This window comes from Robertmurraya korlensis (assembly GCF_023715225.1).
Lineage (GTDB): Bacteria > Bacillota > Bacilli > Bacillales > Cytobacillaceae > Robertmurraya_A.
The window spans coordinates 102177-125740 of sequence record NZ_JAMBNS010000004.1; the positions used below are offsets into that span (position 1 = coordinate 102177).

Here is a 23564-nt window from a genome sequence, read left to right on the forward strand (position 1 = left end):
CTCCAATGACTTTTTGTTTTGTACATTATAGCATGTTAGTAATGACAAGAATACAAAAATGTGCGCGAATCGAAAACATATATTGCTTTATTTAATGAATTAATTATAATAAGCTTATAATAAATTGCAAATCGCGTACATATACGTAGAGGAGAAGAGAAACCATGAAAAAAATATTACTGCTCGCAACTGGTGGGACCATAGCATCGTTAGAGGGAAAGGACGGATTGGTACCAGGACTAGCCCCGGTGGACCTCCTAAGCTATTCTTCAGATGTATCCTTAGCAGCTGATGTGACTTGTGAGATTTTAATGAATAGAGACAGTACGAATATGCAGCCGGAGCACTGGATTGAAATGGCTATTAAAATTGCAGATAACTACGATCAATATGATGGTTTTGTGATTACACATGGAACTGACACACTCGGATATACATCCTCTGCTTTATCCTATATGCTACAGGGATTAAATAAACCTGTTGTTGTAACAGGCTCTCAAGTTCCAATTAGTTTCAAAAGAACAGATGCGATTAAAAATCTTAACGACGCTATCTGCTTTGCTTGTGAAAACGTTGGTGGTGTTTATGTCGTTTTCGATGGTCGAGTAATCATTGGTACAAGAGCAGTGAAAATGAGAACGAAAAGCTTCGATGCGTTTGAAAGTATTAATCATCCTTACGTAGCACAAGTAAGAGAGAACAAGGTAACGTATTACTGGCGACCTGAGCAAACGATACAGTCATTAAAACTAGATGTTAGTCTTTGCCCAGATGTGTTCGTTCTTACCTTACATCCTGGTACAAAGCCAGAGATTTTTGATTATTTAAAAGGCTTGTATAAGGGAATTATCATTGAAAGCTACGGAAACGGCGGAGTTCCTTTCGAGGAAAGAAGCTTGTTGCCTAAGATAAAAGAACTAACAGAAGCAGGTGTAGCAGTTCTCATCTCTACTCAGTGTTTAGAAGAAGGTGGAGACCTGTATTTATATGAAGTCGGACGGAAAGTAAGTCAGTATCATGTGATTGTCTCTGGAGATATGAATAAAGAAGCAATCGTACCGAAACTAATGTGGGCCTTGGGTCAAACGAATGATCTGTCTCAAGTAAAAGAAATGATGGAAACGCCAATTTCGTATGATCTATCTGTTGAGTGGGGTCAAGAAGAGTGAGACAAGCCTATCGTATATTTAGTTTACATCTAGGGATTGCTCTAGTAGCTATTAATATTCACTTTTTTCTAGCGCCTAATCAATTCGCTGCCGGTGGGCTAGGTGGTTTAACCATTGTGATGCATCACTTTTTTCCTAACGTTTCAATAGGCTTATTAATGTTATGCTTTAATGTGGTGTTGTTTGGATTAGGATTCATGTTTCTTGGTTTTAGCTTTGGTTTAAAGACAATTTATTCAAGCTTTATGTTATCGTTTATGGTTTGGTTGTTTGGGGAAGTGGCTCCTATGGCTGAGCCACTTAGTGAAGATAAACTGATTCAACTGATGGTCGGTGTATTAGTTGCTGCACTTGGACTGGTCATCGTGATGAATGAGGGAGCTTCAACCGGAGGAATGGACCTGATCGGCATGATATTGAATAAGTATTTTTCGATTGATATAGGTAAAGCCGTATTGTTTTCCGATATGATCATCGTGCTATTGTCGATTGTTGCCTTTGGTGTGGAAAATGGTTTATATGCACTGTTTGGAATTGTGTTAAGAGGCGTTGTTATCGATTATTTAATTCAACAGTTTAGTTTAACGAAGGAAGTTGTCATTATTAGCTATAAATGCGATTTAATTAAGAACTTTATAATTGAAACTCTAGGCCGTAGCGCCACTGTGCATGAAGCAAAAGGTGTTTTTAGCAACGAGCAAAAGGAAGTTATTACAATAGTCCTAAAACGAAGCGAATTTCATTCATTGAAAAAATATATTAATGAAATCGACAAACGAGCTTTTATTAGTGTACATAATATGAGTGAGGTCGTCGGAAATGGATTTAAGAGTATGGTTTAGGTGGAAAGATCTCATGTTACATTCCTGAAATATATGTAATAAACAAAAAAGCAATCATTTTTTCCTTAAGTAAACCTGGTAATTACACCCATCATATTGGTGGATAAAGCCCGGTTTATCAATATATTGTGTCAATAAAAATGATTTGTCCAATAATTGGAACATGCACGGGTATATTACATCTGGTAACCTTCTTGTTAACGAAAGCAAGGAGGTATTTTTTATGAACATTCTAAAAAAACTACTTGTTCTCTCTACTCTATCGTTCACATTGGTTGGGTTTGAAACTACTTCGAGCGCAGCTGAACCAACTCTTTCAGTGAAAAGTGGAGAAACATCTTGGAAAGTAGTAAATAAAACTGATCAATCTGCTCTTGAATTAATGAAAGAAAATCATGATAAATTTCCAACATTATATGAAAAGGAAATTGATGTTACAGATCAGGAAAAGGAATTGATGGCCCGACTTGTAACTGCGGAAGCAAAAGGTGAACCGTACGAAGGGAAAGTGGCAGTGGCAGAGGTGATTATTAACCGTGTAGAGCATAAGCAGTTCCCTGACACTGTCAAAGAGGTTGTATATGAGCAGGTGTCTGGTACGTATGCATTTTCTCCCGTTCAAAATGGTGAGATTAACAAACCAGCAGATGAAGAATCAATGGAAGCTGTAGAAGAAGCTCTAGTTGACAAAGAGAATGATTCAGAGGCTATCTATTTTTATAATCCCGAAATTGCAACGGATACATGGATTTTATCAAGACAAGTCACAGAAACAATAGGAAACCATCGATTTGCAATTTAGAAACCAGGGGGATTTCCTCCTGGTTTTTTATTGAACAAAATATTGCCTTAATGCTTGTTGTAAGGTGCCTAATGTTTTTGTCTTCTTATAGAAGGCTGCAACATCTAAATGTATCATCTTTTTCACAACTTCGGCACGTAAACCGGTGATAATCGATTGACAACCCATCATGGAAGTGCCGTCGATAATTTTCATCAGATGATCAATAACGTCAGGTTCCATATCGCCAATGCCTGATAAATCAAGAATTAAGGTTTGAATACGAAGTCTTCCAATCTCTGTTAGAACCTTTTCTTCTAATATTGCCGTTCGGAAGGAGTCTACCGTCCCAATTAAGGGTAAAATGCAAACTGAAGAAGTGATCGGAATAATAGGAACTGATAAATTTTCAACTAGTTGTCTTTGTGCAACAATCAGAGAATCTTTGTATTTTGAATAACTTATAAAGAATGTGTTCAGAAACTGGTCGACTTGATTATTAATTTGTAACTCGAGCTGAAAGAATTCATCTAGCTGATATTTGTTGGAAAGAGTATTAAACGATTGAATAAATTTCCAAAGTGTTCGTCGAATGGCTTGAATCCATTCTAGTTTGAAAGATAATTCAATTGAATGGGTAGCCCATACAATTCCTTCTTGCTTGGCAAAAGCTTTCAGTTCATCCTCATTGCCATCGATAATGTCGATTACTAATTTTTGAGCATTCGAAACTAAGTTAATATTACCGATTCTTAGTATTTCATCAATCCGACCTTTTACATTTACAGCCTCGACAAGAAGTGAATTCTTAAATTTTTCTTTATTTTCTTCAATAAAGTCTTTTAAATCAAAAGAAACTTGATATGTAAATTCCATGAGATGTTCCCCCTTTTACATTTCCCCAAGAACTGATACCCGTAAAATGTATTTGATAAACATGTTTAACCAAAAAAACTAATCATCTAATTAATAGGGAAAAAGGATGAATGTGAACAAAAAAACAGTGACTTTTATCATAGTTATCGACTGTTTTCGACAAATCATCTATAATATCTTTGCTAAAATAAAAATAAAATTGAAAAAGGCAAACTCATTGAAAGGTGGGGACGCAAAGCTACGGGTCTAAGGTTCTAAAGGAACTATGATGGCTGAGTTGCCAAGGGAAAATCGGAAGACCTATATCCCTTTGGGTGTAGGTCTTTTCTGTATGTCATAAAGTATGGACCATACACTTTTACATCACAAAAAAAATAAATTTTTAAAATAAGGAGTGAAATCATTGAAGGTTGGATTTATTGGCTTGGGCAGTATGGGGTTCCCGATGGCGGAAAATCTTTTGAAAAATGGCTATGAATTAGTGGTTTACAATCGGACGAAAAATAAATGCCAAGACCTAGCCACAAAAGGAGCCATTATAGCAAACACTCCTGCTGAAACAGCTAGACAAACGGACATCGTACTTACTATACTATCTGACGATACAGCTTTGGAGAACGTCGTTTTTGGTGATGAAGGAATACTTAAGGGGTTAAAACCAGGAGGCATTCATGTGTCCATCAGTACCATCAGTGTGCACTTGGCAAGGAAACTAACGGATGACCATGAAAAAGCCCGTCAACATTTTGTATCTTCCACTGTTTTAGGTCGTCCTGAAGCCGCTGCAGAAACTGCATTACGCTTTATAGTTGCAGGTCCAGAAGAAGCAAGGAAGAAAGTAATACCCATCCTTCAAATTTTGGGACAAGATGTTTTTACTGTTGGTGATCAAGGGTATCTATCAAATGTGGCTAAGCTGGGAAATAACTTCTTACTTGTTTCTATGTTAGAGTCCTTATCAGAAATTTTCGTTATGGTGGAGAAACATGGAGTTGAACCAAAGCAGTTTTTAGAAATGATTAATTCTCTGTTTGCATCACCAGTTTATAATGCTTATGGAAAAATGATTTTAAATGAACAGTTTGATCCAGCTGGCTTTAAGCTGAAGCTTGGGTTAAAAGATGTAAACTTAATGATTGATGCAGCAAATGAGGTATCAACGGAGTTACCAATTGCCACCTTAGCGCAATCTCATTATAGTTATGCGATTGAAAAAGGCTGGGGAGACTTAGATTGGGCAGCTATCCAGAAGGTATTAAGGGCTATAAATTAAGTAGAGTCACTCGGCTCTACTTTTTTTATTTTGTAGAGATAAATTTGAACGATCTGTAGGTATTTTCCTAAAAAAGTTTGTCATCATTCAGTAATAAGTTTGTAATATCACCCTAATCAAGAAAAAAACGAATAAAACATACTGGTAATTATACCCTTTTTAATGCTTGTGAACCGTTGACACGATTGCTATTGGAAATATTAACAAGTTGTAGGGAGATTTTGGTTCATGAAACGGTATGTTACATCTGGTAATCTACTAGTTGTTCGAGAAAACAGCAATTGGAGGTATAAGCTATGAAAATGCTAAAAAAATTACTAGTAATCTCAACTCTATCGTTTACATTGGTTGGATTCGGAACAGCAGCAGGTGCTGCAACTCAAACACATGTAGTACAAAAAGGAGACACGTTCTGGAATATCGGTTCTAGGTATGGTGTTTCTGTTCTTAAGTTAATGAATCAAAATAACAAAACGACATCACTATTATATCCAGGTGAAAAGCTAGTGATTCCGGCAACTACTTTGTCAGCAGCTGATAAGGATTTATTAGCGAGACTTGTAAGCGCGGAAGCAAAAGGGGAATCTTATGCAGGAAAAGTAGCTGTTGCGACAGTTATTTTAAATCGTGTGAACCACCCTGATTTTCCAAACACAGTAAGTGAAGTTATTTATCAAATTGACCAAGGTTATTATGCGTTTACACCGGTTCAAAATGGAACCATCAACCAAGCGGCAGATGAAGAATCAAAGCGTGCAGTTGACGAGGCGCTAGCATTCCAAGGACAGGGACAAGGTTCATTATACTTTTATAATCCACAAACAGCAGCTAGTAACTGGGTGTTTTCTCGTGAAACAACGATTACGATTGGAAACCATAGATTTGCGAAATAAAAAATAGCAAGAGGGGAGTGGCCCTCTTGCGTACTTATTTTTCTACCCGTAAATAGCCAATTGATCTCTACCGTTGTTCTTTGCATAATACAGCGAATGATCAGCATGTAAAATCATTTCATTCACATACTTATACTCTTGAAAATCATTGCTACATAACCCGATACTAATGGTTAAATAGATCGAATGACCGTTCTCTAACATAAAGGGTGATGTTCGATGAAGCTCGATTAGTTCCTCAGCGATTTGTGAAGCACTATGATGATCTAATTGGTTTAAAAAGACAATAAATTCCTCTCCGCCGTATCGACCGACGATTCCGTAGTTCTTGCAAATATTATGGATTTGATTAGCAACAAATACAATGGCTTGATCTCCGATGGTATGACCATAGGTATCATTAATATTTTTAAAGTGATCAATATCTATTAGCATAAGGGAAACAGGTTCGTTGGAAACATTGGCTAGAGACAGTGTTTCTTGGGACGATTCCAAAAAATATTTACGATTTAGTAACTTGGTTAAATGGTCATACATGGCAAATTGCTTTAACGTTTGAACGTTTCTTGTTTCTAGTTCTTTTTCTAATGTAATACGTTTTATTTTATCTGCTAACCCTAATGATAGGACCATTACTTCTACTAAAACCCCTATTTTTGGTGCGTATAATGTAACTGCATTTAAAGGCAAGAGCTGATAAGCAGCGCATATATTTAATAGAACACCCACGAGTAATAGTGCCCAAGCTGCAACGAAATATTTTGATTCTCTAGAAGTGAATCTCACCTTCAAAGCGATTATCAAAATGAACATGACCGCTATGGTCGCAATAATCGTACTAACCATCGTTGCCGTTCTAATACTGAGTACAAAAGGAAGTATGATGGCTACGGCACAAAAAATATTAAAAATAGTAATATTTTTGTATAATAACGGAGCGTTCGTTTTTAACTGAAGAAAGTGCTTCGCAAACTGCAAAGAAAATAGCGATGTCCAAACGATAAAAAACGAATTTGACCTCAATGCCCACCACGGATAATCCCCCCAAAGCCACTGAAACGCAAAGCCATCCCAGATCGACTGCATCAGGGTAAATCCCATTATAAATAAAATGTAATACAAATAATTTTTCTCTTTTAGGGAGAGAAATAAAAAACTATTGTAAATAATCATGGCCAACATGATTCCATAGAAAACACCATGAAGCGTTTGAAATTCATAATTTTTAGCAGAAAAAGCATTCGGATCCCAAATAGATACAGGAGCTTGAAAAAAGCTATCGGATTGTATTTTAAGTAAATAGGTTGAAGATGTGTTAGGTTGTAAATGCAGGGCAAAAACAAGATTATGATGTTTAATGGTTCTATTCTCATAAGGTAGGCTATACCCGATTGTTTCTTGTTCGACAAACTTATTATTTTCCAAAGAGTATAATGTTACAGAGCTTAAATGAGGCTTTTTCAATTCTAATAACAGATCTCTTTTGAAAGCAAAAGAACTAGATAATGGTATCTTTAACCAATAAGTGGCATCTGACACATCCCCAGCCACTTTCGCCTGATCTATCGGAATAAACTGGTCTTGTTTGCTTAGTATGTCCTGTTCAGATAAGTGGTCTTGATCAATAAAAATAGTTAACCTATCTGATACGTCTAATTCTTTTATCTGTGAGGGAATAACAATACTGCTATTTGAAGCATAAGTAATTTGGTGATATGACATAAATGCAAAAAGACTGATGATAAACACAATCAAGCTTTTAGTAGAAAAACATTTCATAGAAAAGACCCCAGTATTTGTATGTATAGTATTCTAACATTATATCACGATTACATCGAAGTCCTATCGAATTAAATATGTTATTATCTGGGAGATCTTTACTCTTGGGAACGTTTATTGATAATATAAAAAAGGCAGGAACCAATTCCTGCCTTTTTGTGTTATTTTTGTTTTTTCTGCTGGCTCTTCATTTTATTACTTGTTAATTCTGCAGCATATTCCTCCTGCGACATTCCTCGCTTTGCACTTTCAGACTCAATCTTTCTTGTCTTGTTATCATTGCGATTTGGCATAGTAACACCTCCCTTTAAACATAGATATTTTGTTCAAAGTTTTTACTTCTATTCAAAGGTGAATACGTACGAAAAAAATAAGTAAACTAAAACCGTATTCCCAATCAAAGATAAGGAAGGTGACAAGATGGCGAAAAATAAAGATAAGCAATTTAAAAATAATAAAAATGCTTTACCGAAAGCGACTGTGGAATTTTCGTCTGAAAATGGGTTGGAAAGAAAAGCGTTGAAGGCATTGAAGAATGTGAATAAGTAAAAATGAAAAAGTCGAATTCCGTTATTTTAGGAAATCGGCTTTTCCAATTAGTGCTGACTCATCCAACTATTTCATATAAACTATATGAAATAACAGCAGGAGGAGTTATCATGTTTGAAGCAATTATTCATGGTTTTATTTTAGCATTTGGATTAATCTTGCCTTTAGGTGTTCAAAATGTTTTTGTTTTTAACCAAGGCGCCACACAGACTCGACTTTTAGGCGCGTTACCAGTCATTATTACAGCCGCTATTTGTGATACGTTACTTATTTCTTTAGCGGTCTTAGGAGTATCTGTTGTGGTTCTTGAATTTGATTGGTTAAGAATGCTTTTACTTGTTGCAGGCATTATTTTTCTCATTTATATGGGATTTGTTACTTGGAATAGTAAGTCAACTATGAATGAAGGAGAGAGTAGAATATCGTTTTCTCCGAAAAAACAAGTTATTTTTGCAATGAGTGTTTCTTTACTAAATCCTCATGCCATTTTAGATACAATTGGAGTGATCGGAACAAGCTCCTTAGCCTATTTAGGGGTGGAGAAACTAGCGTTTGCCGTTTCTTGCATACTTGTCTCATGGTTGTGGTTCCTTAGCTTAGGAATTGTCGGAAGAATGACAGGAAGGCTTGATCATTCTGGTCGCTTCTTATTGATTTTGAATAAAATCTCAGCAATCGTCATGTGGGGAACAGCTGTTTATATTGGTGTTACCCTATAAATATGTTTAAAACAAGATCAAAAAAGCATCGGAATTTAGGTCCATGCTTTTTTATTTGCCTCCATTCACCATCTGTGAATACTGGGTGAAATTTGGCATATTTCAGTTGTTTTTATTAAAGATGCTTCATGTATGATTGATCAAAAAGAACATATTTGTACCAAGAAAAAAGAACAAACATAAAAGAAGAGGTTTAGTAATCTTAAAAAACCCACTGATTATATTCACAGGATATTTTAGAAACCCTTTTCTTACAAGTAAGTTATCAATAAAGGTAGCAAAATAACTTTTTATTAAAAATACCAGTAACCAATCTTTTATTGGAGGTTTTCTTATTAAGTTAATAAACAATCCCAAACTGATGACTAGTAAAGCTTTCAAGATATTCATCTCTAATTTATTCTTCATCTCATGTCCTCCTTACTCAGAATGTATAACCAAAGGAAAAAATTAGATGAGTGGTTATCCATCCGTCTTTTTCCTCAAGTATTTGTTATGAATACGAGTAAGGAGTACCAAAGCAATGATGGAGCCTGATAAGGTCAGAGACATATCCCACTGAGAATCCCATATATCACCTTGAGTTCCTAAAAAATCCCTCGATGCCTTTCCTCCATGGGTGATGACGGAGACTAGCCACTCTATAATTTCATATAAGGATGCAATTGCAAGGGCAACACTTAGGGATAGGAAAGCTAACCATTTTCCGTTTGACAGTGGTGAAGTTCGGACTAAGATTTCCCTAATTACAATGACTAAAAGTCCCTTAAGAAAATGACCAAACCGATCATAGTGATTCCTCTCAAAATGAAAATCATCTTTAATCCAATTAAAAAGGGGGACTTCAGAGTATGTATAGTGCCCTCCTATAAACGTGAAAATGGACAGAATAGCAATTATTAAATAAGAAAGGGTCGTTAGTTGAAATTTTTTATAGACAGCTATCACAACAAGGAGTCCAATAACCGCAGGGAGTACCTCCAAGGTCCATATTCTATATCCAACAGGTTTAATGGCAGACCAAGTGAATATAGCAATAACAATTAGTAGCAAAGTAAGATGAATCTTTGTACCAGTCTTTTTCCTCAACATTTTCACCTCCACATTTAGTATTTACAATCAATTATAGGTAAATGCAGTCATATAGGTTCGTGATTAGAACATAAAAAAGGAAATGTATATATTTTACAGGTGAAAAACAAACTAAACTCAAAAATTACTAAAGGGGATTACCATGGCTAATCAGAGTAATCATATTGAGAAGATAAAAGACAAGCAGTTAGACTTTACCGATTCACTGGCTATATATTGGCGTGAGTATTCGAGCTTTGATACTTGGCAGTTTTGGGTTTGTTTGGCAGCTTTAGTTGTGCCCCTAATCGTCCTATATTTTAAAATTGACCGGTCAAAAGCACTTCTTCTTGGTTTCTATGGTTATAGTGTTCATATATTTTTTACATATGAAGACATTTTTGGTGCGAATAAAACGTATTGGTTTTATCCTTATAAAATCTTGCCGATATTATCCGCTAATCTCGCACTAGATGTCTCGTTAGTTCCGGTAACGTACATGTTAGTCTATCAATGGATCATAAGGAATAATAAAAATTACTATCTATATATGCTTGCCGTTTCTGCTTTTTTTGCGTTTCTATTTAAACCATTTTGTGAGGCAATAGGCTTGTTTCAGCTAGACAGGGGAGCCAATTATTTTCATATATTTTTAGCAAAGTTTCTAGTAGCTGTTATTGCAAAAAAGATTACTGATCTCTTTGTTCATTTTGAAAAGAAGGCTAAAATTTAAAAAAAGGGTAGGTAAGCAGAAAAATCTGTAACCTACCTTTTTTTATTGTCTTGAGGGATGTAAAAATCTCAAAACATGCATACGAGCTAGGCTTGGGAGCTCATTCGTTCTCAGTTGAAGCAGTGGACAAAGCTGGTAATCGTTCGAGTCAATCCATCAACATTTTGGTGATTGTTGATTATGATCGATTACCAAGCTTGACCGACCAATTCCTGGTTACGAATGGAAGCACTGAAGACCTTAGCTCCTTTGAATCAAAACTGATGTCAGCTAAACAGTCAGAAGAAAAAGGTAATACATCTGCTCACAACGGTCAGCTTCAAGCATTTATGAACCAAGTGAAAGCGCAAAGTGGCAAAGCGTTTACAGAAGAACAAGCTAAAGTATTAAGAGAACTTGCAGAATCTATGGTGAAGTAATTTGAAGCTGGATGGACCTGTTATAGGTCTATCCAGTTTTTTGCATTATTAAGGAGTGAATACAAATAATAGAAAAAATGCATTTGGTATTTGTGAAGGGAAATGGTGTCTGCATGTGGAAGGATTGGGGAGTAGCAAAGAAAGCAGCATTAAACTTTGTCATTATTTATATCACCATAAGCAGCTTATGGGTTTTATTATCTGACTATATTTTTAAAAGAAACCTAAATTATATCCCTGAATGGATGAATACGTCAAAGGGTTTAGCTTTTATCATATTAAGCGGTATTGTTTTTTATAATTTATTAAAAAAAATGATCAAAGATATTATTAAAGATGAGCGTTATTACAGGCTCATCGTAGAAAATGCTTCTGATTTAATAGTGGTAATTGATCAGAAGGGCAAATTGGAGTACATCTCTCCGTCCCTTCAATCTATTGTTGGCTATCACCCACAGGATTACATAGGAAAAACGGTGAAAGAAATTTTTTGCCAAGAAGAGATAACAAAATTAAGGTACAACTATATCCAAGGAAATCATAATATCCCAATAAAATATAAAATAAAGAACAAAAGTGGGAGAACCATTCTTCTTGAAGGAAAAGGTGTGTCCATCGCTGATGAAGAGGATGCAGGACGTTATATCATTCTTGTTCAAGATATTACCGAACGTGATAGAGCAGAAAGAAAACTATTGGAAAGTGAAGAAAGGTACCGAAAACTAGTTGAATTTTCTCCAGAAACGACACTTATTCATAAAAATAGAGAAATCATTTACGTGAACCAAGCAGGCTTAAAGTTAATTGGAGCTCATCAATCTGAACAGGTCATTGGGAGAGATGTGCTAGATTTTATTTATCCAGAGGACTTAAACCAGGCTATTGAAAAAATGAAGCAAGTGAAAAAGGGAATTTCAGAAATTAGTGAATATCGTATTCTTAAGCTAGATGGTACAGTGATTTTTACGGATATTATGGCGTTTTTAACTACATATGAAGGGGAAGAAGCAGTTCAGGTCATTATAAGAGATATTTCAAAACGAAAAAAGGCAGAGGAACAAGTTCAATTATTAGCATACTATGATTCATTAACCGGCATGGCCAACCGCAATCTACTATATGAGCATTTAAACGAAGTGGTAACAAGAAACGAAAAGAGCGGACATACTTTTGCTGTCATGTTTCTGGATTTAGACCGGTTTAAGATGATCAATGATACGTATGGACATAGTTTTGGAGATCTTTTATTGCAGAAAGTTTCTACAAGACTAACGAACTCTGTAGGTGAAGAAGGGAAAATCTTTCGTTATGGGGGGGATGAATTTATTATTGTCCTTGAAACGGATAAACGATCAAAAGTGTCTGAAACAGCAGAAAAAATCATTTATTTGTTAGCCTCTCCTTTTGTAATCAAAGACCGACAAATGTTCATTTCAACAAGTATCGGTATAAGTATCTATCCAAAAGATGGAGAAAATGTCGAGTCACTTATCCAAAATTCGGATATTGCTATGTACAATGCAAAGGAAAATGGAAAAAATAATTTTCAATATTACACTTCTTCACTGAATCTTAGTCATCGAAGGAGAATGGAATTAGAAACTGGTCTGCGAAATGCCATTACCAATAATGAATTGAGCCTTTATTATCAACCACAGGTAGACCTTGTATCTAATCGAATCATTGGATTAGAAGCATTAATCCGATGGAAGCACCCTGAATTTGGTTTTATCTCCCCAGCAGAATTTATCCCACTTGCTGAAGAGACAGGCCTTATTTTCACGATTGGAAAATGGGTATTAAAAACGGCTTGTACTCAGTGTAAGCAATGGATTGACTTGGGTTTAACGATTGAGGGTGTAGCGGTAAATGTATCTCCCTTACAATTTCGAGAGAAAAACTTTGTTGCTTCCGTTAATCAAATATTAGAAGAGTATGACCTCGAGCCGAGATATCTCGAACTAGAAATTACCGAAAGTGTAACTAGCAATGTTGAACAAGCCTTAAGCATTATGAAAAAGATTAAAGATCTAGGGGTGAAATTTGCCATAGATGACTTTGGGACGGGGTATTCTTCTTTAAATTACTTAAGACACTTCCCAATTGATAAATTAAAAATTGATAAATCATTTATTGATGAAATCAATCAGCATGAAGACGGAGAGGTGATCGTAAAAACGATTATCGAACTTGGCAACCGGTTACGATTTCAAGTCATTGCTGAAGGAGTAGAAAATGAACAACAAATGACTTTTTTAAAAGAAAATAGCTGTTATTTTGCCCAAGGGTATTACTTTAGTAAGCCCCTTCCCGCTAAGGAGATAGAAGTTCTTTTAAGAAAGCAAATAGTGGAGTAAAGACCTTCCAACAGTAATTAGTTGGAAGGTCTTTTGATTTTCCTATAAAATTTTCCAAATCCTCTTCCTTTGAATTGTAAATAAAGTTATAATTAGTGTAAAAATACACTATTTGTTTATTGGGAGGAAAATATGAAGTTATTTGGGGCGATTGTTGTTGTTATCGTTTTTGGATTTATTGGTTTTTATGGAACTATTATTTTAGCAATCTCAAGATCTGCAGAATTTTATTCGATTTTTACACCCATTGTGGTACTAGGTTTGATTGTTATCTCGATACTGGGTGTTTATAATCAATTGAAGAAAAAGGTAGTAAAACGTATTACTTTGGCATTTATCAGTCTTGCTCTATGTACGGTGGGTGGTTTTGAGGGATATCAGTATTATGTAAAAAGTCTAGAAGTGGTAAGTACGCAAGATGTGGATTTATCTCAATATCGCCCGTTTGTTGAAAACTCGAAGGTTGTTACGTTAAATGAGGCATCTACATTTAAAATTGAAGAAAATCTTCCAACGCTGGATGGGGCGACGGCCCTCTATCCTGTTTATGCGGGATTTGTTCAAGCCGTTTACCCGGATAAAAATTATTCATTGGATGAAAGTGAAGTCGTGTCAACGCAAACGAGTTTTGCGTTCGAGCGTTTAGTTAAAGGTGAGGTTGATATGGTTTTTATGGCACATCCATCTGAAGAACAAATGGAGTTCGCTAGACTTCAAGGGGTGGAACTAACTTTAACACCGATTGGAAGAGAAGCATTTGTGTTTTTCGTTCACAAAGACAATCCAGTGGAAGAGCTATCTATTAAGGAAATTCAAGAAATTTATGCAGGAGAAATTACAAATTGGAAGGTAGTAGGAGGAGAAGACGAAGAAATTCGTGCCTACCAACGACCAGAAGGAAGTGGCAGTCAATCAGCGTTAATCAATTTTATGGGGGATACACCTATTATGGACCCTCCCTCAAAGGATATCGTCACAGGGATGGGAGGCATCATTCGTGAATCAAGTAATTATCAAAACCGTCCGAACGCTATCGGTTACTCATTCAGACATTTTGCCGAGGAGATGGTTCAGAATGGGAAAATAAAGAACATTGCCGTTAATGGAGTGGTGCCGACAAAAGATAATATTCAGAATGAAACATATCCAATTGTCGCCAATTTCTATGCTATTACGGGAAACAGTCAAAACCCTCATCTTGAAGGGTTTATTCAATGGATTCAATCAGGGCAGGGTCAGGAAATTGTCGAGAGATCGGGGTATGTACCGCTGAAGTAGTTTCGTTCCTGTAGTAATTTTACACAAAACATGTATAGGTTAAAAAGCGTATTGCTTAGAACACGCAATACGCTTTTTATTGTTGAAAATAATTATTTCATAAAGATTTTTATCATTAAAACATGGGGGATGTCTGCGTCCATAAAAACATCGGAGGCGGTGTAATAGCCCAGTTTTTGATAAAAGCCTTCAGCCTGTGTTTGTCCGTGTAATTTTGCGTGTGTCATGCCTTTTTCAAGTGCGATCTCTTCTAGTGCTGATATAATTAATTTCCCTAGGCCATATTTCCGATAATCTTTTAATATACAAATTCTTTCTAATTTGCCAAAATGGTCAACATATCTTACTCGTCCAGTACCGACCGCTTCATCCTGATAATAAACTAAAATATGTTCACAATCTGCGTCTAAAGTATCAAACTGATCAAACTCTTCCTCTAGTGGCACACCTTGTTCCTCAACAAAAACCTTTTCTCTAATGGAAAAAGCTTTTTGTAAGTCTTCTTGATGGGTGATTCTTTTTGAAAACATGTACTCATTCCTTTTCATGATTGATTGAATATAATATAACAAATTTTTAATTGCTTGGCTTGACTTTAACCTGTGCTGAAGAGGTCATTTTTATAAAGAAGGAAAGGAAAACAGCAACCATCAATATACATCCCAATACACTAAAGGACAATTGGTAAATTCCTGTTTCATTTAAGGTCAATGCCAAAATAGGTCCAGTACTTGCTCCAACAAATAAAATAAAGGCATTGAACGAAACGGCACTGCCTCTTGCATGGCCAGCTAGTTGGCTAACAACAGAGATAACGATTGGATTGGCTGTCGCAATTCCCAATACAAAAATAATACTGAAAAAAATAATTAACGGGAGAGACGGGCTTGCTCCTATTCCAAACAATCCAGCAGCAGCAAGAGCCAATCCTATTTTCAGGATCATTGTTGTCCCTAGTCTTTGTGCCAGTCTTCCGGCAAACAGGGATAAGAGCATTCCTATAATACCAACTGCACGAACAAATAAGATCTCTTTTTCTGTTAGACCAAACTGATTTGATAGATAGCTTCCTAGAATTGTATACATACCAACTAATGAAAATAGTAGGGAGAATGTAATACAAAAGGCCAGTAGTAGCTGTGGTTGTTTTCCTAATAAGGTCATTTTTTTGAAAGCATCCAGCATATGTACATGAGGTCTCGTCATTTCATCTTTTGGTAAGAAGACAATAATTAGTACAAGTGTTAGGAAATAAAGAATGCCTAGCTGGAAAAATATAGCCTGCCAGCCCCAAAGTTCATTGACTAGTCCACTATATACTTGGCCTACAACTCCAGCCATCAAAAGTCCTGAACTGACAAATCCAACAGCTGTTAACCTTTTTTCTGGTGGAAACATTTCCCCTGCATACACCAAGGAGATAGGAGCAAAGGCAGCAGAAATAAGTCCTTGTAACCCTCTCAGGATAAGTAGAATGTAAAAATTGTCTACAAAACCTATCGCAAAAGTGAGCACTGTTAAAAGGCTAAGACTCCCAACTAAAAATACTTTTCGTCCATAACGATCGGAAAATGGACCGTAAAGTAAACATCCAACCGCATAACAAATGGAATAGGAACTTGCAAGCGAAGCCACCTGAGTCATACTTTTATGAAAACTATCAGACAGCACGGTGGCTAAAGGGATGGTCACGTACATGCTACTTAATACGACTAACCCACACCAGAACAAGATGGTTGTCATTTGGGGATAGTTATATGATTGTTTGTTTGACTGTGTCATTTTTGACCCTCCTGTTCACAATTTAGATAAAAATAAAACTAATCATTGTAGTGGTTAAACCGATATACATAGTGACATTGTTAAAATAGATCATCTTGGAGGGTTTAACTTGCTGAAAAAATTTGTATCACTAAAAATTAGAACGAAACTAATATTGTTTTCCCTAGGTATTCTTTTGTTACCATCAACCATTATCGGTACACTTGCGTATTCAAGTGCAGAGCAGGAAATCGAAAAACAAATGATGTCCACTTCCAAAGAAAGTATATTGTTACTAGACTCTTTCATTACAAGTTCCATCAGTCTAAAAGTACATGATGCTGAAACCTTTGCAAAAATGGTCACATCTGACTTGGTTAATGGCGAGGATAGCCCACAATTACGTGTGAAATTAGAACAATATACAAACCTTCATCCTGAAACTGTTAGTATCTTTTTAGGAACAACAGACGGTTTGATGATTCAAAATCCAAGAAAAGAACTAGCTGCTGATTATGACCCTCGTCAACGTCCGTGGTATCAAGAAGCGATGGCGAATAAAGGACAAGTAATCATTACAGATCCGTATGAAGCTTCTTCAGGTGGAATGGTTATTACTGTTGCAAGAACAACAGATGACGGCAGTGGTGTTATCGGTATTAACTTAATGATAGACAATATTACACAGTCGGCAAGCAAAATTAAAATTGGAAATGAAGGTTATGTAATTATTCTTGGAAGAGAAAAGAATATGATTTATCACCCAACGGTAGAAGCAGGAACCATAGCTGAAGAAGATCATTATCAGCTTATGTACAAGGACAACAAGGGTGAATTTGACTATGTATTAGACTCCAAAGATAAAAAGATGAGTTTTACAACGAATGAACTAACAGGCTGGAAAATTGGTGGTACGATGTATACAAATGAAATTAAAGAGAGTGCTTCTCCCATTTTTAATAAGACATTAATCACCGTTGTGATTGCTCTAATAGTCGGAACTGTCGTAACTTATTTCATCGTCCGTTCCATTGTACAACCAATTCGTCGTTTAATTGGCAGCACTTTAGCGATAAGTGAAGGGGACCTAACTCACGAAATTGGAGTTGAAGGTAAGGATGAAATTGCTGAGTTGGCTGTTTCGTTTAGAAATATGACTAACAATCTTAAAGATATCATTACTCAAGTGGATATGAACACAGAGCAAGTAGCGGCAGCTGCAGAAGAATTAACGGCATCATCTGATGAAACAACGATTGCTACCAAACAGGTTGCAAACTCTATCCAACAAGTAGCAAATGGTGCGGAAAGTCAAACAATCGGAATCGATAAAACGGTAAGTACGATGAATGAAATTAGTCAAGGTATGGAAACCATGACAACCAATTTTATTCAGGTAAATTCACTCACACAACAAGCGGTGAAACATGCTGAAGAGGGCGGAGAATCGGTTCAACATACAGTGGCACAAATGAACGAGATTCATAGGCAAGTAGAAAGTTCTGATGCGATAATTAAATCACTTTATGACCGTTCAAAGCAAGTAAATGAGATTATCGGTGTGATAAGTGATATTTCTAATCAAACGAACTTGTTAGCGTTAAATGCAGCGATTGAAGCAGCAAGAGCTGGTGAGCAAGGGAAGGGCTTTGCTGTTGTGGCAGATGAAGTTCGTAAACTCGCTGATCAATCTCAAAGCTCAGCAAGTCAAATAGCAGAACTCATTCGAGCAATTCAAGTAGATACTGAGAAATCGGTAGAAACGATGCAACTCGCAACAAAAAGTGTGCAAGATGGAATACTTGTATCCAATCAAACGATTGAGAAGTTTGACGAGATTTTAAATGGGGTCAGAGTCATGGCACCTCAAATTGAAGAAGTATCACAAATAGCAGAACAAATTACTGCAGAAATCAAAAATGTAACAGACACATCTTATGAATTATCTGAAATCGCAAAGGAAAACGCGTCGTCTTCAGAAAATGTGGCCGCATCCACTGAGGAACAACTCGCATCACTTGAAGAAGTAAGTTTATCAGCCAAATCACTATCAGAAATGGCTGAAAACCTTCAGGAACTCGTAAGGAAGTTTAAGTTATAATAGTAGAAGGGGTCCTAAAAAATTTTTGGGCTCCTATTTTTGTTGGACATCCCTCCATACAAAAGAACGGGGAGTGGCATAAACTGTTAGTAACATGAAAATAAGGAGGGGATAACGTGCCTTGTTATCCAGGTTATCGTTATTGTGGTCCAGGTTGTAGTGGACCAGGACGTCCCGTCAATCAATTAGACGCACTTTGTATGAAGCATGATAATTGTCTTCGTCGCCATGGATCACCTCGAGTGTGTGACGAAATATTTATGCAGCACATGAGACCTATTAGGAATCAACGGAACAAAATGGGAAGAGATGCCGCTGTTATGAACGGTTTTATGAAGCTGAAACGAATGCTTTTGAGGTAACTATGGAAATAGAAAATCCCTTACGAATGAGTAAGGGATTCATAGATTATGCTTCTTGTTGAAGTGGATTTATTTTTTTGTTAAAAGCTTATTGAATAAAATGTGAACACTAGGGAAATAGCCGGTACGTTTCCATGTATCTTAGGTACAATACAAATTAATAAACTATAATATTTTTATGTAAACTAGTTTGAATCGAAACCGCCAATACGTATAAGATGAATCAATAATTTTTATGAAATAGTAGAATTTATATTAAAAAAATGTTTAACAAATAGTATAAAGGGTATATATCTGAGAAATCACATTTTATCGACTAGGAGGGGATGTTCTTTGGAAGGAACAATGGTCGTACATAGAAATCAAGATTACATAATTATGCACGATTACAAGAACGGAATGGTAGAGATACGCAATAGAAATTATAAGTTTGATATCCGATTGGTTTCTATTCATGAGCTACTTTTTTCTAGTGGACAACAAGAAGGGTACGGCCAAACGGGTTGATCATGCGATTTCGTGAAGCCTTTACGCAACAAAAAGCGTAAAGGCTTTTTCACTTTATTTCAGAAACCACTTTAATTTTTTCAAACCATCCTTCACATCCGGATAGCGGAAGGGTAAATCAAATTTTGTTGTTTGCTTTAGTACGCTTTTACGATGAGAAAATGTGTCAAAGCTTCCTTTTCCATGGTATGCACCTATTCCGCTTGAGCCTACTCCACCAAAAGGAAGGTAGGGAGAGGCAAGATGATAAACGGTATCATTGATACAGCCACCACCGAAAGAAATATGTTGTAAAACCTCTTGTTGAACGCGTTCATTCTCTGAGAAAAGATACAGTGCTAAAGGATTCGGGTGTTTATGTATACCATCAATAACCTCTGAAAGTTCACGATACGGAAGTACGGGGAGAATCGGACCGAATATTTCATCCTGCATAATGGGTTCATCCCATGAGATTCCTGTCAAAACAGTTGGTTCAATCGTTAGCATTTCCTCATTAGAAACACCACCCATGAACATGTGTCCATTATTTAAAAAGGTTAGCAATCGGTCAAAATGTCGTTTGCTCACGATACGTGTGTAATCAGGATTTTCGAGTGCTTTTTCACCATACAGCTCTTGAGTTGCCAACTGAAATTCCTGTAAAAACTCATCTCTTATACTTTCATGAACATACAAGTAATCAGGTGCCACACAGGTTTGACCGGCATTAATAAATTTCCCCCAGGCAATTCGTTTGGCAGCGAGCTTCATATTCGCATCGTGATGAACGATACAAGGACTTTTTCCGCCTAATTCGAGTGTAACGGGAGTCAGATTTTTGGCTGCTGCCTCCATAATGACTTTTCCAACAGGAACGCTACCGGTAAAGAAAATGTAGTCCACATTCTCTGCAAGAAGTGCTTGACTTGCTTCGACTCCGCCTTCCACTACGGCAATATATTCTTCTGGAAAAAGTTCAGTAATCATCCTTTTTAACAATGCAGAGGTTTTGGGTGTTAACTCTGACGGTTTTAATATCGCACAGTTCCCCGCTGCCATGGCTCCTATAAGTGGTGCTATAGCCAGTTGAAATGGATAATTCCATGGTGCAATAATAAGGGACACACCGTAAGGCTCTGAGTATATATAGCTGGTCGAACCAATATGACTAACAGGTGTTTTTACTTTTTCTGGTTTGACCCAGTCGCTTAGATGCTTAAGAGTAAAACGAAATTCCTCAAGAACGACCCCAATTTCAGTGGCATACGCTTCAAATTCGGATTTATTTAAATCCTCTTTTAAGGTATGAAAAAGGGACTGCTCATTTTTCCGAATGGCTTCCCGAAGTGCTTCTAATGACTGAATTCGATAGTTCAATTCCTTTGTTGTTCCTGAACGAAAAAAAGCTTTTTGTTTTAATATGATTGATTGGTAGTTCTCCATATGTGCAACTCCTATTTATTCCTTAATCATTTCATATAATCTAAATAAATCGTGTTTGTCTAATATTTTTGGAACCGGATATAGCGGGTTTGCTTCACGAAACGCACGATCCACCATGATCGGAAGATCCTGATTCCGTAGACAATCGAAGGTATTAGGGATATTCATGTCCCAGTTTAGCTTTTTAATTTCTTCAATAAATTTTTGGGCTTTATAAGAGTCTGTTTCGTCAACTGTGGTAATACCGATTAAATCAGCTAATTCAGCTAACGGTTGATGGACGCTCTCTCCATAATACTCTAGCACATAAGGGAGAATAATGGCATTCGCTAGGCCATGGGGAACCGAATAAAATCCACCTAATGTATGGGCGATGGCGTGAACATAGCCAACATACGCACGAGTGAACGCAACCCCGGCCAAATACGACGCCTTTTGCATGTTTTTTCGAGCCACTATATTTGATCCATTCGAATACGCCTCATATAGATTTTCAAAGATTAATTGAACTGCTTCTTTGCTGCATTGAATGGTTTCCTCGGTATTGCTTCGGCCAATGTATGCTTCAACCGCGTGAGTGAGTGCATCCATTCCGGTTGTCGAGGTTATTTGAGGGGGAAGCTTTACGGTAAGCATCGGATCGAGAACGGCCAGATCCGGGATTAACATATGGTCATTAATGGCATATTTTTCGTGTGTTGCACTGTTTGAAATGACCGCAGCTACCGTTGCTTCGCTCCCTGTTCCGGCAGTTGTTGGTACCGCAATGAGTGGAGGAGTGGGCTTTCTTACCTTCAGCTGTCCCTTCATTTCAGGTATCGTTTTATCTGGTCGTGCGACTCGAGCAGCGACTCCTTTTGCACAATCCATTGGTGAGCCGCCGCCAAAGCCGATAATTCCATGGCATTGATGGTCTTTGTATAATTGCAAAGCTTCTTCAATATTTTCTATCGTTGGATTTGGTACGGTTTCGTCATAAATAACATAGTCAATTTCTTTCCCTTCTAACCCAGCTAGGAAGCGATCGAGCAATCCAATGGATGTAATCCCTTTATCAGTCACAATTAAAACGCTCCCAATTCCTTTTAGTTTTAAGAGTGGAGGAAGCTTGAACAGACTGTTTTCTCCTTCTAAAAGCTCAGGCTTTCTCCAATTAAAAAAAGGAGCGGCAGTTTTATAGGCGAATTGGTACATTCGACAATAGAGGTTGTACATCGCAATTTCCTCATTTCTATAAAAGGTCTACTATTATTAAATGAGGAAATATTTGGAGAAATGCCTAAAACCTCCAAGCTTGTTTCAGCAACTGCACGCCTAATTGAATTTGTTCTATTGATAGATTACTAAAACCAAGCTTAAGAATGGTTCTTTGTTCGTTTGTTACAAAGTAATTGGATGTAGGATACACTTTCACTCCGTGTGATAGTGCTTGTTGAATCAATTGTTCTTCCTTTGTTGATCCACGAAAACGTATTAGTACATACAATCCTGATTGAGAACCAATGATTTCAATTTTTTCACCGAATGTATTCTGTAAGCAGGTGACAAGTGTGTGCATTTTTCGTTTGTATGTGGTTCGCATTTTCCGTATATGTGAATTCCAAAAACCTTGTTCCATGAAACGTGCCATCGTTCGCTGATGAATGCTCGAGGTACCTTGTTCGAGTCCGGAGAACTGCTTTACATAAGGTTTGATTAGAATAGATGGCAATACCATGTAGCTTAAACGAATCGAAGGGATAAATGCTTTTGAAAAAGTACCAAGATATATCACACGTGCACCTGGCTGTAAGGAAACTAAGGCTGGAATCGGCTGCTGCTTATAACGGAATTCGCTATCATAATCATCTTCTATAATAAAACCATTCTGCGCTTCTGCCCATTTCAATAATTGCTGACGTTCTGGAACAGGCATGGTAACACCAGTTGGAAACTGGTGGGACGGAGTGATGTATACAAGCTTGGAGTCTGTCCTTTCAAGCTGTTTAAGTGATAGTCCTTTTGATCCGACTTCTATGGGATGAAGGTGATAGTCATGAAGTTGAAAAACTACCCGAGCTCCGTCATAGCCAGGATTTTCTACTGCAATGCTTGAAAAATCTTTTTGTAGAAATAGAGACAAATGCATCAGAAGCTGCTGTGTGCTGCTACCGATGATGATCTGTTCCGGTGTGGTTTGGATTCCCCTTGACTGAAGTAAATAGCTAGATAGTTGAGATCTAAGAAGGGGATCTCCTTGATTATCTCCGTAACAATAGATCATGTCTTCCTTTAATACATCGTTACTACATTTTCGCCAAGCTTTTAAGGGAAAAGCTTGTTGATCGATTGTTCCGGCACGGAAATTCACTTTAATCGATGTTTCACTAGAAGGGAGGTGATTCTCTATTCGAAGTGATTGCTGTAAATCCATGGGCTCATACACTTCAACAAAGTATCCTTTTTTTTCTTCACTTCGTATATAACCCTCAGCTACTAACTGTTCGTAAGCAATAAGAGTCGTGTTTCGGCTCACATGCAAAATTATAGCTAACTGACGAATGGACGGAAGCTTCGTATCTTTTAGAAGTAGTCCTTCTTCGATAAGGGAACGAACGTGTTCATAGATTTGTTTATATTTAGGACTTTTATCGTTTAGTTGTAGAACTAGCTCTTTCATCTATACTCCT

24 protein-coding genes and 1 riboswitch are annotated in these 23564 nt (G+C 36.9%); of the genes, 14 read left to right on the forward strand and 10 right to left on the reverse strand.

Annotation, left to right across the window (positions count from 1 at the left end; all coding sequences use genetic code 11):
* The first annotated feature begins 164 nt into the window (after nucleotides 1-164).
* The 3 genes from M3175_RS09120 to M3175_RS09130 all read left to right on the forward strand — a co-directional run bounded on the left by M3175_RS09120 (nucleotide 165) and on the right by M3175_RS09130 (nucleotide 2813).
* On the forward strand, nucleotides 165-1169 hold the full coding sequence (locus M3175_RS09120; RefSeq protein WP_251518177.1) for an asparaginase: 1005 nt from the start codon (nucleotides 165-167) through the stop codon (nucleotides 1167-1169).
* Nucleotides 1166-2011 carry a YitT family protein gene (locus tag M3175_RS09125; RefSeq protein WP_251518179.1) on the forward strand — a complete coding sequence of 282 codons (846 nt, stop codon included), beginning with the start codon at nucleotides 1166-1168 and terminating at the stop codon, nucleotides 2009-2011. Before M3175_RS09120 ends, M3175_RS09125 begins: the two co-directional genes overlap by 4 nt.
* 223 nt (nucleotides 2012-2234) lie before the next feature.
* Complete coding sequence (locus M3175_RS09130; RefSeq protein ID WP_251518182.1) at nucleotides 2235-2813, forward strand: cell wall hydrolase; 579 nt, start codon at nucleotides 2235-2237, stop codon at nucleotides 2811-2813.
* A gap of 27 nt (nucleotides 2814-2840) precedes the next feature.
* Here the strand turns inward: M3175_RS09130 and M3175_RS09135 are convergent, their stop codons facing one another.
* Nucleotides 2841-3668, reverse strand: a complete 828-nt coding sequence (locus M3175_RS09135; protein ID WP_251518184.1) for an STAS domain-containing protein — start codon at nucleotides 3666-3668, stop codon at nucleotides 2841-2843.
* Nucleotides 3669-3865: 197 nt separating this feature from the next.
* A riboswitch (cyclic di-GMP riboswitch) is annotated at nucleotides 3866-3953 on the forward strand.
* Nucleotides 3954-4071: 118 nt separating this feature from the next.
* Between M3175_RS09135 and M3175_RS09140 the strand changes: the two genes are divergently transcribed.
* Nucleotides 4072-4941, forward strand: a complete 870-nt coding sequence (locus tag M3175_RS09140; protein ID WP_251518186.1) for an NAD(P)-dependent oxidoreductase — start codon at nucleotides 4072-4074, stop codon at nucleotides 4939-4941.
* Nucleotides 4942-5237: 296 nt separating this feature from the next.
* Entirely contained in the window at nucleotides 5238-5834 is a 597-nt protein-coding gene (locus tag M3175_RS09145) for a cell wall hydrolase (RefSeq protein WP_251518188.1), read from the forward strand.
* A 42-nt stretch (nucleotides 5835-5876) separates the two neighbouring features.
* On the opposite strand, the gene M3175_RS09150 is transcribed toward M3175_RS09145, so the two are convergent.
* Nucleotides 5877-7613, reverse strand: coding sequence for a sensor domain-containing diguanylate cyclase (locus M3175_RS09150; RefSeq protein ID WP_251518191.1), 1737 nt, complete (start codon nucleotides 7611-7613; stop codon nucleotides 5877-5879).
* A gap of 161 nt (nucleotides 7614-7774) precedes the next feature.
* Nucleotides 7775-7906 carry a hypothetical protein gene (locus M3175_RS24880; RefSeq protein WP_285852229.1) on the reverse strand — a complete coding sequence of 44 codons (132 nt, stop codon included), beginning with the start codon at nucleotides 7904-7906 and terminating at the stop codon, nucleotides 7775-7777.
* A 127-nt stretch (nucleotides 7907-8033) separates the two neighbouring features.
* Between M3175_RS24880 and M3175_RS24885 the strand changes: the two genes are divergently transcribed.
* On the forward strand, nucleotides 8034-8162 hold the full coding sequence (locus tag M3175_RS24885; protein ID WP_285852230.1) for a hypothetical protein: 129 nt from the start codon (nucleotides 8034-8036) through the stop codon (nucleotides 8160-8162).
* A 110-nt stretch (nucleotides 8163-8272) separates the two neighbouring features.
* On the forward strand, nucleotides 8273-8881 hold the full coding sequence (locus M3175_RS09155) for a LysE/ArgO family amino acid transporter (RefSeq protein WP_251518640.1): 609 nt from the start codon (nucleotides 8273-8275) through the stop codon (nucleotides 8879-8881).
* Nucleotides 8882-9007: 126 nt separating this feature from the next.
* Here M3175_RS09155 and M3175_RS09160 read toward each other — a convergent pair whose 3' ends face one another.
* Together M3175_RS09160 and M3175_RS09165 are read right to left on the reverse strand one after the other, a co-directional pair.
* Entirely contained in the window at nucleotides 9008-9289 is a 282-nt protein-coding gene (locus M3175_RS09160) for a hypothetical protein (RefSeq protein WP_251518193.1), read from the reverse strand.
* A 54-nt stretch (nucleotides 9290-9343) separates the two neighbouring features.
* Nucleotides 9344-9970 carry a DUF2238 domain-containing protein gene (locus M3175_RS09165; protein WP_371321679.1) on the reverse strand — a complete coding sequence of 209 codons (627 nt, stop codon included), beginning with the start codon at nucleotides 9968-9970 and terminating at the stop codon, nucleotides 9344-9346.
* A 145-nt stretch (nucleotides 9971-10115) separates the two neighbouring features.
* On the opposite strand from M3175_RS09165, the gene M3175_RS09170 reads away from it, so the two are divergent.
* From M3175_RS09170 to M3175_RS09185, 4 genes are all read left to right on the forward strand, one after another.
* On the forward strand, nucleotides 10116-10685 hold the full coding sequence (locus M3175_RS09170) for a CBO0543 family protein (protein ID WP_251518198.1): 570 nt from the start codon (nucleotides 10116-10118) through the stop codon (nucleotides 10683-10685).
* A gap of 50 nt (nucleotides 10686-10735) precedes the next feature.
* Entirely contained in the window at nucleotides 10736-11104 is a 369-nt protein-coding gene (locus tag M3175_RS09175; RefSeq protein ID WP_251518199.1) for a hypothetical protein, read from the forward strand.
* 92 nt (nucleotides 11105-11196) lie between these two features.
* On the forward strand, nucleotides 11197-13461 hold the full coding sequence (locus M3175_RS09180) for a sensor domain-containing protein (RefSeq protein WP_251518200.1): 2265 nt from the start codon (nucleotides 11197-11199) through the stop codon (nucleotides 13459-13461).
* Nucleotides 13462-13593: 132 nt separating this feature from the next.
* On the forward strand, nucleotides 13594-14739 hold the full coding sequence (locus M3175_RS09185) for a PstS family phosphate ABC transporter substrate-binding protein (RefSeq protein ID WP_251518201.1): 1146 nt from the start codon (nucleotides 13594-13596) through the stop codon (nucleotides 14737-14739).
* Nucleotides 14740-14831: 92 nt separating this feature from the next.
* Here M3175_RS09185 and M3175_RS09190 read toward each other — a convergent pair whose 3' ends face one another.
* Together M3175_RS09190 and M3175_RS09195 are read right to left on the reverse strand one after the other, a co-directional pair.
* Nucleotides 14832-15269: a GNAT family N-acetyltransferase gene (locus M3175_RS09190; RefSeq protein ID WP_251518202.1), complete on the reverse strand. Its 438-nt coding sequence runs from the start codon at nucleotides 15267-15269 to the stop codon at nucleotides 14832-14834.
* Nucleotides 15270-15315: 46 nt separating this feature from the next.
* Nucleotides 15316-16521: an MFS transporter gene (locus M3175_RS09195; RefSeq protein ID WP_251518203.1), complete on the reverse strand. Its 1206-nt coding sequence runs from the start codon at nucleotides 16519-16521 to the stop codon at nucleotides 15316-15318.
* A gap of 109 nt (nucleotides 16522-16630) precedes the next feature.
* On the opposite strand from M3175_RS09195, the gene M3175_RS09200 reads away from it, so the two are divergent.
* From M3175_RS09200 to M3175_RS09210, 3 genes are all read left to right on the forward strand, one after another.
* Nucleotides 16631-18601: a methyl-accepting chemotaxis protein gene (locus M3175_RS09200; RefSeq protein ID WP_251518204.1), complete on the forward strand. Its 1971-nt coding sequence runs from the start codon at nucleotides 16631-16633 to the stop codon at nucleotides 18599-18601.
* Nucleotides 18602-18717: 116 nt separating this feature from the next.
* Entirely contained in the window at nucleotides 18718-18963 is a 246-nt protein-coding gene (locus M3175_RS09205; RefSeq protein ID WP_251518205.1) for a phospholipase A2 family protein, read from the forward strand.
* 333 nt (nucleotides 18964-19296) lie between these two features.
* On the forward strand, nucleotides 19297-19470 hold the full coding sequence (locus tag M3175_RS09210) for a hypothetical protein (protein ID WP_251518206.1): 174 nt from the start codon (nucleotides 19297-19299) through the stop codon (nucleotides 19468-19470).
* Nucleotides 19471-19524: 54 nt separating this feature from the next.
* On the opposite strand, the gene M3175_RS09215 is transcribed toward M3175_RS09210, so the two are convergent.
* The 3 genes from M3175_RS09215 to pdxR all read right to left on the reverse strand — a co-directional run bounded on the left by M3175_RS09215 (nucleotide 19525) and on the right by pdxR (nucleotide 23554).
* Nucleotides 19525-20895 carry an aldehyde dehydrogenase gene (locus tag M3175_RS09215; RefSeq protein ID WP_251518207.1) on the reverse strand — a complete coding sequence of 457 codons (1371 nt, stop codon included), beginning with the start codon at nucleotides 20893-20895 and terminating at the stop codon, nucleotides 19525-19527.
* 15 nt (nucleotides 20896-20910) lie between these two features.
* On the reverse strand, nucleotides 20911-22110 hold the full coding sequence (locus tag M3175_RS09220; protein ID WP_251518208.1) for an iron-containing alcohol dehydrogenase: 1200 nt from the start codon (nucleotides 22108-22110) through the stop codon (nucleotides 20911-20913).
* A gap of 64 nt (nucleotides 22111-22174) precedes the next feature.
* Nucleotides 22175-23554: a MocR-like pyridoxine biosynthesis transcription factor PdxR gene (gene pdxR / locus M3175_RS09225; RefSeq protein WP_251518210.1), complete on the reverse strand. Its 1380-nt coding sequence runs from the start codon at nucleotides 23552-23554 to the stop codon at nucleotides 22175-22177.
* Nucleotides 23555-23564: the final 10 nt, after the last annotated feature.